Genomic DNA, 9,355 nt, shown 5'->3' with positions numbered 1-9,355 from the left:
GGCGGCGGCCTTTGGGCCAACCACAACGGCAGCGATGGGCTGGGCGATGATTTACCACCGGAAGAAATCGTCATCGAGGTGCAGGGCAACCGCCATTACGGCTGGCCGTACTGCTACACCCCCGGTGTGGGGGTCATCCCGCCCGACACCCGTGAAGTACGCGATACGCGCATTGCCCTGCCGTCCGGCTTCACCTGCGCCCAGGCCGTGCCGGCGCTGTTCACCGCCCCGGCGCACTCCGCCCCGCTGGGTATGACGCTGGGCAAGCCCGGCAACTTCCCCTCCGATTATGTGGACGACCTGTTCGTCGCCTACCACGGCTCGTGGAACACCACTGCCGCCAACATCCGCGACTGCAAGGTGGAGCGCGTGCTGCTGGAAAACGGCAAACCGGTTGGCAGCCAGACCTTTGCCACCGGCTGGCGGGCGCCGGGCAAACCCTGCGGCGACAGTGCCACGTGGGGCCGCCCGGCGGATGTAATCTTCAACGCCTACGGCGAGATGTTCATCTCCGACGACAAAGGCAACCGCGTCTATCGGGTAATTTACGCCCCATAAAACCGGCCGGCTTTCAGCGCTCCTCGGCAAAGCGCACGTCCACGGTCATGCCCCAGCGCAGGCGCGGGTCGCTTTCCAGCAGGCGCAGCCGGACGCGGTAGACCACATCGCCGCCGCGCGTCTGGGGGTAGTCGGCAATCCGCTCAATTTGGGCGCGCAGGCTCAACTCCGGCAGGGCATCCGGCGTGATTTCGGCGTCCTCATCCGTGCGGATGCGCACCACGTCCTTTTCGCTCAGGTCGGTGGTTTCGGCATACCATTCCGAAAGATCCGCCACCACCAGCACCGGCTGAGCCGGAGCCACGCTTTCGCCGGCGGAGTAACGCACCTCGACCACCGTGCCGTCAAAGGGAGCGCGCAGCTCCAGCCGCGCCAGCGCCTCTTCGGCAGCCGCAACGGCGGCCTGGGCGGCATCCAGGCGCGCCTGCGCCAGCGCCAGTTCATCCGGGTCGGGTTTCAAGTCCTGCCGGGCTTCATACGTTCGGCGGGCGTCCTCCAGCCGCTGGTTGGCCAGATCCCAGCGCGCGCGCGCCAGTTCAACCTCGTTGGTCAGCAAACCCAGTTCGCGGCTGGCATCATTGTAGCGCAGGCGGGCCTGCTCCACATCGTCCTCGGCGCGCTTGCGGGTGGGGTTATCGGCGGCCAGATCGCTGTAGCGCTGCAGCGTTTCCTCGCGGTCCTGCAATTCCTGCTGCAAGTCGGCAACCTCTTCGCGCAGGTCGTCAATCCGGTCACGGGTGGCGCGAGTATCCAGCCGGTCAAAAGCCTGCCAGGCCTGCACCGCCTCGCGTTCGGCTTCCAGCACCGCAACGCGCGCCTGTTCGGCTGCCAGCGCGGCTTTCTCGTTGAGCGTATCCAGCGCCTGCTGAGCTGCCAGCAGTTCGGCTTTGGCCTGCGCCAGCGCGGCCTGCGCCTGTGCGCTTTCCGAAAGACGCGCCAGCACCTGCCCGGCCTGCACCGGTTCTCCCTCGCTGACCAGTACTTCTGCCAGTGTGCCGGCGGTATTGAAAAAGAGCAGCGCCTCATCGCGCGGCACAATGCGCGCCTCGGCAATCACCCCGCCGCGGTTATCCACCGGCGGCAGCGGTGCGGGGGTTGGGGTTGGCGCAAACACCGATTGCACTGCCGAACAGCCGCTGGTCAATCCCAGCAGGATCATCATCAAAGCCATCAGCCATTTGGATTTCATCTCGAACCTCCCAGCAGGATTATTCATAAGCCAGCACCTCACGGATGGTCAGGCGGGCGGCGGCGCGGGCGGGCAGCACACTGGCCAGCGCCGAAAGTACCAGCACAATCCCCAGCCAGACCAGCAGGCTCCACGGCGCAAAGGTGAGCGGCGCCGCTGCGCCGAATAAGGCGTTGTTGATCGTGTTTGCCAGCAGGCGGCTGATCGGCACAGCCGCCAGCACGCTCAACAGCCACGAGAGCAGCCCGATCAGCAGCCCTTCCACCAGCACAATGTTCATGATCTGACGGTCACCGGCGCCAATCGCGCGCATCACGCCAATTTCGCGGGTGCGTTCCAACACGTTCATGCTCATGGTGCCCATCAAGCCAATTGCGCCGACCGCGGCAATCAGGCCGGAGAGCAGCAAGAGAACGGCGGTGAGCAGGTCCAGCCCGTTGGCGGAAATTTCCTTCAAACGCAGGCCGGCGGTAACCTCATCCACCCGGTAGCCGCGCCGTTCCAGTTCCTGTTCAATCTGTCTGCCAAAGGCTTTTTGCTCCGCCAGGGTCAGTTGATCGCGGTTTGCCAGCACGCGGAAGTTGGTGGTGCGGCTGCCCTGCCCCAGTTCCGTCTGAATGACCTCGCCGTTGGCATACGCCAGCAAACCGGCGCTGCGGCCCACCAGCTGGAAGATGCCGGTAACCGTCCAGTCGTGTTCCCGCCCGCCGATGCGCAGGCGCAGCGTGTCACCCGGCTTGAGCCCGGGAATGACATCCGCAAAACGCTCGCTGACGGCAATCGCGTAGCGGTCACCCGCCTCGATCCACCGTCCGCTGATCAAAATGGGCTGTACCATGCGGCTGCCGGCCGGCGGCGCGATGATGGAAATGCTCTCACCGCTGCCGTCTGCAAGCACCAGTTCGGCGCGCGCCCCGCTCCAGCCTTCGACCATGCCCACTCCCGGCAGGCGCATCAGGTCGGCAGCCACCCTGCTGGTGCGGTAGGGCTGCTGGAAGGTAATGCTCACATCCGCCAGAAAGTAATAACGCAGGCGGTCAATGTAGGATTGCAGCGAGATGCGCGTATTGAGGGTGGCAATGAAGATCGCCCCGCCCAGCGTCAGGGTGATCAGCGTCAGAATCAGGCGGCTGCGGCGGCGGAAGGTGTTGCGCAGCGAGATGAGCAGCGGGCGCGAAAGCCCGCGCACCCGCCGCAAAGCGCGCATGACCCGCCCCTCACGCAGCGCCGATTGCAGCGGCGAAATTCCGCTCAGCGCCTGCTGGACGGGAATGCGCACCGCGCGGGAAATGGGCAGCCAGCCCGCCCCCGCCGGCACCGCCAGCGCCAGAACGCCCATCAGCAGCACCGTCTCGGGCAGCAGCTGCGGCTGGCTGGCGGGGATGTTGATGCCGGTCTGCATCATCCCCAGCAATACGCCGGTCATCCAGCGCACCGGATAGAGCGAAATGAGCAAGGCGAGGACGCCGTACAGTTCAATCAACACCAGATAGAGACGGGCAATCTGCCCTCCGGTGGCGCCCACCGACTTCATCACCCCAATTTGCTGCACCTGCTGCGCCAGCAGCGCCTGCAAGGTGTTGGTGATCAGGAAGCCGCTCAGGAAAACCACCAGCAGACCCAGCAGCACCAGAATACTCGCCAGCGCTTCGGTATAGGTGCTGTTGGGATGGTCGTGCCGCCCGTTGACGGCGTAACTGAACACAAGGTGTCCGTTTTTTTCCAGCCGGTCGGCGGCGGCCCGCCCCAAGGCGCGCAGGTGATCGTAGTCATCGGCGTTTTGACCGGCGGTCAGATAAACCAGATTAATGGTTTGGGGTTGTTCCAGCCAGTCCAGCGAATCCCAGGTGGTAAAAGCCTGAGCGGGCGCCAGGAAAAAACCGCCGTCGGCGCGCGAAGCGCCGATGGTTTGATCCTGCACCACCGCGCTGACCGGTACGCGCATCACCCTGCCGGAGGGCAACTGCACTTCCACGGTGTGGTCGGGGTAGAGGGTCAGTTCGGGCAGCCTGAACTGGTCAATGGCAAAGGTGCGCTCGGCGGGTGGAAAATGACCGTCCAGCACCAGCACCTGATTGATGTGTTTTTTGGCGTAATCCGGCGGGGCAATCACGTTCAGGCGCACCCAATCGCCTTCATGGTTGCGGATGCGCAGCGAAAAGGTGCGCACGCCTTCGGCTTCAGCAACGCCATCCAGTTTGCGGAGGGGAATCAAGTCATCCTCGCTCAGCGGAGAGGTGACCAGCATGACATTGGCGGGGTTGACCGCAGCGTAATTTTCACGCATCAAATGAGCCGACTGCAGGCGGGTGTTGGTGATGCTGCCCACCGCAAACAGACCCACCGCAATCGAAAGCACCACCAGCAGGGATCGGGTGGGATTGCCGAGAAAATCGCTGAGGATTTTGCGCCAGCGAGGGGGCATCATGAGTTTCCCCTCCATCTCTGAAGCAGCGCGCTGAAACGCTCTGCCTGCCGGCTGGCGGTCAGCCACTCCTGCCAGGCCGGCGCATCAATGACCAGCGCCTCCCCGGCTTGGAGGGCGCGCAGCACCCCGCTGCGCGCCAGTTCGGCTGCCAGACTGCCGCTGACTGCCTCGCCGGGGTTGAAGATCAGCAGCGCATCTTCCGCCGGCTGAGCATGTTGGAACAGCCCAACCTGCCCGCTGACGACCAGCAGCAAACCGACCGAATCGGCCGGGTCGCTCAATACTTCACCGGCAGCAAAGACCCGCCGGCGGGCAAGGTGGGTCAGCTGCAGCAACTGCGGGTGAGTCAGCCAGCCAAAGGCAGCCGCCAGGTGCGGGTTGATGATTTCGCCGTCCGAGAGCAGAATCGTGCGGCGGGTGCGCGCCATCAGTTCGGGGTCGTGGGTGACGATGACCACCGTCTTGCCCTGCGCCACCAGATCATCGAACAGGTTGAGCACTTCGGCTGCCGTGCGTTCGTCCAGATTGCCGGTTGGCTCATCGGCAACGATCAGCGGCGGGTCGTTGGCCAGCGCGCGGGCAATGGCGGCTGCCTGCTGCTGACCACCGGAAACTGCGCCGGGCAGTTTGTCAACCACCTCCCCCAGCCCCACCTGTTCCAGCAAGGCGCGGGCACGTTCCTCGCGTTCGGCAGGCGCGTAACGGTTGCATAAATCCATCGGCAGCAGTGTATTTTCCAGCAGGGAAAGCATGGGCAGCAGCTGAAAAAACTGAAAGACGATCCCGATGGTCACCCCCCGCCAGGCCGCCAGTTGATTCTCGCTGAGCGTGTGCGGTTGTACGCCGGCCACTTCCACCAGACCGGCAGTGGGGTGGTCAATGCCGGTAATCATGTTCAGCAGGGTAGATTTACCGCTGCCCGATTTACCCACAATGCTGACATACTCGCCCTGGCGAATGGAAAGCGAAATGCCTTTCAGCACCTCTACCTGACCGCCGGGCGCGGGAAAGGCTTTGACCACCTTGTCCAGGCGCAGGTAGCCTTCGGGAGCAGTCGTCATCGCCCCACCTCCCCCGCCGGTTCCAGCGGGCAGGCATGGATTTTCCCGTCCTCCAGGCGCAAACAACGGGTGGCGCGGTTCATCAGGCTGGTATCGTGGGTTACCATCAAAACCGCCTTGCCTTCCTGCGCCAGGCGGCAGAAAATCTGGAGAATCGTTTCCGCCGTGACCGAATCCAACCGGCCGGTCGGCTCGTCGGCAACAATCAAGGGCGGGTCGTTGGCCAGGGCGCGTGCAATCGCCACCCGCTGCTGCTGTCCGCCGGAGATGGCGGAAGGGCGTTTGTAGGCATGTTCTTTGAGTTCCACCGAATCGAGCAGTTCCAGCGCGCGCTGCGGGCTGCGGCGCGGATGATACAGCCGGCACACATCCATCGGGAACATGACATTATCCAGCAGGCTCAGGTTGGGCATCAAATAAAAGGACTGATAAATGATACCCACATTCCGTCCGCGCCAGCGCGCCCGCTGGCTTTCGTTCAGGCGGTGAACGCTCAACCCGTTGAACAGCACTTCCCCGCCGGTCAGGGTGTCTATGCCGGCAATCATGTTGACCAGCGTGGTCTTGCCCGCCCCGGACTTACCGTAAACCAGCACGAATTCGCCGGGGAAAATTTCCAGATGGACGCCCCTGAGCACTTCCTGCCCGCCGGTCGGCGAAGGATAGGTTTTGCGCACATCTTTCAATTGCAAAATCGGGCTGGCACTCATTCCGAACAACCTGTATAATAATAGACAGACTGTTTATGATTATAAACGGCTAACCCCTTCTGTCAAGCATGAAACCGTTGACCGTGTTCAGAATACAACACCTGTTCAGAAAACCCTGCCCATGAACGACCTGCCTGCCCCGCGAAGTGACCGGCGGGTGAGCCGCACGCGGCGGCTACTGCGCGAAGCGCTCACTGCGCTGATTCTGGAAAAAGGTTACGATGCCGTAACCATCGAGGACATCACCCGCCGCGCCGACCTGGGGCGCACCACCTTCTACCTGCACTACCGTGATAAGGAACACCTCTTTCTGGAAAGCATCGAACAGAGCGCCGACGAACTGGCAGCGCGCATCTCGCGCATTGCGCCGGAGGTGCTGTTTGGCGAAGCAGGCTCAGCCAGCGGGGCCGGCTTACCGATCGAACTGGTATTCGAACACGCCGCCCAGAATGCCGACCTGTACCGCGCCATGCTGCGCAGCGAAGGCTCCATCAAAGCCACCAGCCGCCTGCGTGAACTGACCGCCCGCTACGCGCTGGAATTTACCCGCCGCTGGTTCGAGTACCGCCGTCCATCGCTGCAGCCGAGCATTCCCCTGGAATTGATGGCTCAGTTTTTTGCCGCCAGTCTGCTGGGTATGCTGATCTGGTGGCTGGAAGCCGCCATGCCCTACCCGCCGCAGGAAATGGCGCGCTACTTCCGCCGCTTGGTCTTGGATGGACTGCGAAATATAGAGGGAAACGAAAATTAGATCAATAACCTAATAAACGTCAGTTCGGTATAAATCCTTTTCCTATTCCTTTGAGGATGTTTGACTCCCACCTGCATCTCCCCCTAAATCGCCCCAGCGATTTAGGGGGAGGTGGGAGGGGGTAATTGCTTTACTTGCCGGATCTAGAACATATCCCGAACTCACGTTATTTTAAGGTTCTCGTTTGCCGTTTTGTCCAGAATCTTCTACAATAAATATGATTCTTTTTTACACATTTCCCAAAACATTCCAAAGGAGGTCAATATGCCAAAAACGGTTGTGCTGGTTGGCGCACTGGATACCAAAGGCAGGGAGTTTGCCTTCGTGCGCGACTTGATCCATGCTCAGGGACTGCAAACCCTGGTGGTGGATTTTGGCGTGATCGGCGAGCCGGCTTTTGCGCCCGATATTCCGCGCAGCGAAGTGGCGGCAGCCGGGGGCGGCGATCTGGCAGTACTGGCGGACGGTAAGCACAAAGACGAAGCCATGCGCGTCATGGCTGCCGGGCTGGCAAACGTGGTACGCCGCTTGTATGACGAAGGCAAACTGGACGGCATCCTCGGCATGGGTGGTTCGGGCGGCACCTCCATTGCCACGGCTGCCATGCGCACCCTACCGGTCGGCGTGCCAAAGGTGATGGTCTCCACTGTCGGCGGGGGGGATGTTTCGGCCTATGCCGGCACAAAGGACATTACCTTCATGCCTTCGATTGTGGATGTCGCCGGCATCAACAGCATCAGCCGCGCCATTTACACCAATGCGGCCGGCGCCATCAGCGGCATGGTCAAAATGGAACGCCCGCTTGCCAAAGCAGACAAGCCGCTCATCGTGGCGTCCATGTTCGGCAACACTACCAAAGCGGTGGATCATGCCCGCGAGATTTTGGAGAACGCCGGTTATGAGGTGCTGGTCTTTCACGCCACCGGTACCGGCGGGCGCACCATGGAAAGCCTGATCAATGACGGCTACATCACCGCCTGCCTCGACATCACCACCACCGAACTGGCCGATGAGGTGTGCGGCGGTGTGCTGAGCGCCGGCCCGGAACGCTGCCTGGCGGCGGCGCGCAAGGGCATTCCCACCGTGCTGGTGCCCGGCTGCGTGGATATGGCCAACTTCTGGGGCATGGATACCGTGCCGGAAAAGTACAAAGGGCGCAAATTGTACCAGTGGAACCCCAATGTGACCCTGCTGCGCACCAATGTGGAAGAAAATATCCGCATTGGCGAAATGATCGCCCGCGCCGCCAATGAATCCACCGGGCCGGTGGCGGTATTGATTCCGCTCAAAGGCGTTTCCATGCTCGACAGCCCGGGCGGCGACTTTTGGGACGAAGAAGCCGACCGTGCCTGCTTTGAAACCATCCGCAAGAATCTCAAACCGGGCATCCCCTATATTGAGATTGACGCCAACATCAATGATCCGGAATTTTCCGGCAGGGTTGCCGAAACCCTGCTGGAGATGCTCAAAAAATCCGAACAGGAGGTTTGAAAATGGCATTCACCCGTCAGGAAATCCTCAACCGTTTGCACGCTCAGGTGGCTGCCGGCCGGGCAATCGTCGGCGCCGGAGCCGGCACCGGCATCTCCGCCAAATTTGCCGAAGCCGGCGGGGCGGACATCATCATCATCTACAACTCCGGGCGCTACCGCATGGCCGGGCGCGGTTCGCTGGCCGGTTTGCTGCCCTACGGCGATGCCAACCAGATTGTGGTCGAGATGGCCAGTGAAGTGCTGCCGGTGGTCAAAAATACGCCGGTGCTGGCCGGGGTGTGCGGCACCGATCCCTTCCGGCTGATGCCGGTCTTCCTCAAACAACTGCGCGAGATTGGCTTTTCGGGCGTGCAGAATTTCCCCACCGTCGGGCTGATTGACGGCAACTTCCGCGCCAACCTGGAAGCCACCGGCATGGGCTACGACAAGGAAATCGAGATGATTCGGCTGGCGCATGAGATGGACCTGTTCACCTCGCCGTATGTCTTCGATGCCGATCAGGCGCGCGAGATGGCAAAGGTCGGCGCCGATCAACTGGTGGCTCATGTCGGGCTGACCACTTCGGGCAGCATCGGGGCTGGGGTGGCAATGACCCTCGATGAAGCCATTGCCAGAGTGATGGAAATTGCCGAAGCCGGGCGTCAGGTGCGCAAGGATATACTGGTCATCTGCCACGGCGGACCGTTTGACGAACCCGATCAGGTCGGCAAAGCGCTGGCGCGCATGCCGGGCATTGCCGGCTTCTTCGGGGCATCCAGCATCGAACGTCTGCCCACCGAGCGCGCCATCCGCGCCCAGGTCGAGGCGTTCAAGAATATTCGCCTGGCATAGACCCTCTTGCCGGAAGAGACTACACCGGCGGGCTCAATACCCGCCGGTTTCGTGTTTTAAACCTCAGTTCAGGATAATTCCTTTTCCACTCCCCAAAAACCACCTGAGCGGTTTTCGGGGAGGTAAGAGGGGGTAATTGCAATACTGTTTTGGTCTTAAACCTGAGCCGAATTCAGGTCAATCTGCTCGTTCAGATACGGGATATCCAACATCAGCACATCCAGCAGCAGGCGCGTGTTGAGGTTGGCGTCCAGCCCGGCCTGGGCCTGTTCGACGGCGTTCAGGCAGGCATAGGCGCGCCGCAGGTCAAGGTGGGCAGCCACCTGTTCCAGCA

Annotated in this window: 8 protein-coding genes; 4 read left to right on the top strand and 4 right to left on the bottom strand. The window is 61.9% G+C overall.

Annotated elements, in window-relative coordinates:
* Nucleotides 1-558 (top strand): PQQ-dependent sugar dehydrogenase (locus ACWIZX_RS04795; protein WP_448334976.1); only part of this gene is annotated, 558 nt, incomplete at its 5' end.
* 13 nt (nucleotides 559-571) lie between these two features.
* Here the strand turns inward: ACWIZX_RS04795 and ACWIZX_RS04790 are convergent.
* The 4 genes from ACWIZX_RS04790 to ACWIZX_RS04775 are packed head-to-tail and all read right to left on the bottom strand — an operon-like array spanning nucleotide 572 to nucleotide 5,946.
* Nucleotides 572-1,747, bottom strand: coding sequence for an HlyD family secretion protein (locus tag ACWIZX_RS04790; protein WP_322794588.1), 1,176 nt, complete (start codon nucleotides 1,745-1,747; stop codon nucleotides 572-574).
* 19 nt (nucleotides 1,748-1,766) lie between these two features.
* Entirely contained in the window at nucleotides 1,767-4,175 is a 2,409-nt protein-coding gene (locus tag ACWIZX_RS04785; protein WP_448334975.1) for an FtsX-like permease family protein, read from the bottom strand.
* The gene (locus ACWIZX_RS04780) at nucleotides 4,172-5,236 is read right to left on the bottom strand and encodes an ATP-binding cassette domain-containing protein (RefSeq protein ID WP_448334974.1); all 1,065 of its coding nucleotides are present in this window, start codon (nucleotides 5,234-5,236) and stop codon (nucleotides 4,172-4,174) included. The genes ACWIZX_RS04785 and ACWIZX_RS04780 overlap by 4 nt, the downstream gene beginning before the upstream one ends.
* A complete protein-coding gene (locus ACWIZX_RS04775) occupies nucleotides 5,233-5,946 on the bottom strand; it encodes an ABC transporter ATP-binding protein (protein WP_322793166.1) in 714 nt (237 codons plus the stop codon). Before ACWIZX_RS04775 ends, ACWIZX_RS04780 begins: the two co-directional genes overlap by 4 nt.
* A 121-nt stretch (nucleotides 5,947-6,067) precedes the next feature.
* On the opposite strand from ACWIZX_RS04775, the gene ACWIZX_RS04770 reads away from it, so the two are divergent.
* The 3 genes from ACWIZX_RS04770 (at nucleotide 6,068) to ACWIZX_RS04760 (ending at nucleotide 9,021) form a co-directional block, all read left to right on the top strand.
* Nucleotides 6,068-6,697 carry a TetR/AcrR family transcriptional regulator gene (locus ACWIZX_RS04770; protein ID WP_322793167.1) on the top strand — a complete coding sequence of 210 codons (630 nt, stop codon included), beginning with the start codon at nucleotides 6,068-6,070 and terminating at the stop codon, nucleotides 6,695-6,697.
* A gap of 264 nt (nucleotides 6,698-6,961) precedes the next feature.
* Nucleotides 6,962-8,188, top strand: coding sequence for a Tm-1-like ATP-binding domain-containing protein (locus ACWIZX_RS04765; RefSeq protein WP_448334973.1), 1,227 nt, complete (start codon nucleotides 6,962-6,964; stop codon nucleotides 8,186-8,188).
* A gap of 2 nt (nucleotides 8,189-8,190) precedes the next feature.
* Nucleotides 8,191-9,021: a phosphoenolpyruvate hydrolase family protein gene (locus ACWIZX_RS04760; RefSeq protein ID WP_322792707.1), complete on the top strand. Its 831-nt coding sequence runs from the start codon at nucleotides 8,191-8,193 to the stop codon at nucleotides 9,019-9,021.
* The last annotated feature ends 334 nt before the right edge of the window (nucleotides 9,022-9,355 follow it).

The sequence above is a fragment of the Bellilinea sp. genome, from assembly GCF_053501535.1.
Note: the sequence above shows the minus strand (reverse complement) of the source record. Positions and strands in the feature narration are given on the sequence as shown.

Coding starts and splice junctions, on each gene's coding strand:
- ACWIZX_RS04790 (WP_322794588.1), bottom strand. CDS start 1,747: ATGAAATCCAAATGGCTGATGGCTTTGATGATGATCCTGCTGGGATTG.
- ACWIZX_RS04785 (WP_448334975.1), bottom strand. CDS start 4,175: ATGATGCCCCCTCGCTGGCGCAAAATCCTCAGCGATTTTCTCGGCAAT.
- ACWIZX_RS04780 (WP_448334974.1), bottom strand. CDS start 5,236: ATGACGACTGCTCCCGAAGGCTACCTGCGCCTGGACAAGGTGGTCAAA.
- ACWIZX_RS04775 (WP_322793166.1), bottom strand. CDS start 5,946: ATGAGTGCCAGCCCGATTTTGCAATTGAAAGATGTGCGCAAAACCTAT.
- ACWIZX_RS04770 (WP_322793167.1), top strand. CDS start 6,068: ATGAACGACCTGCCTGCCCCGCGAAGTGACCGGCGGGTGAGCCGCACG.
- ACWIZX_RS04765 (WP_448334973.1), top strand. CDS start 6,962: ATGCCAAAAACGGTTGTGCTGGTTGGCGCACTGGATACCAAAGGCAGG.
- ACWIZX_RS04760 (WP_322792707.1), top strand. CDS start 8,191: ATGGCATTCACCCGTCAGGAAATCCTCAACCGTTTGCACGCTCAGGTG.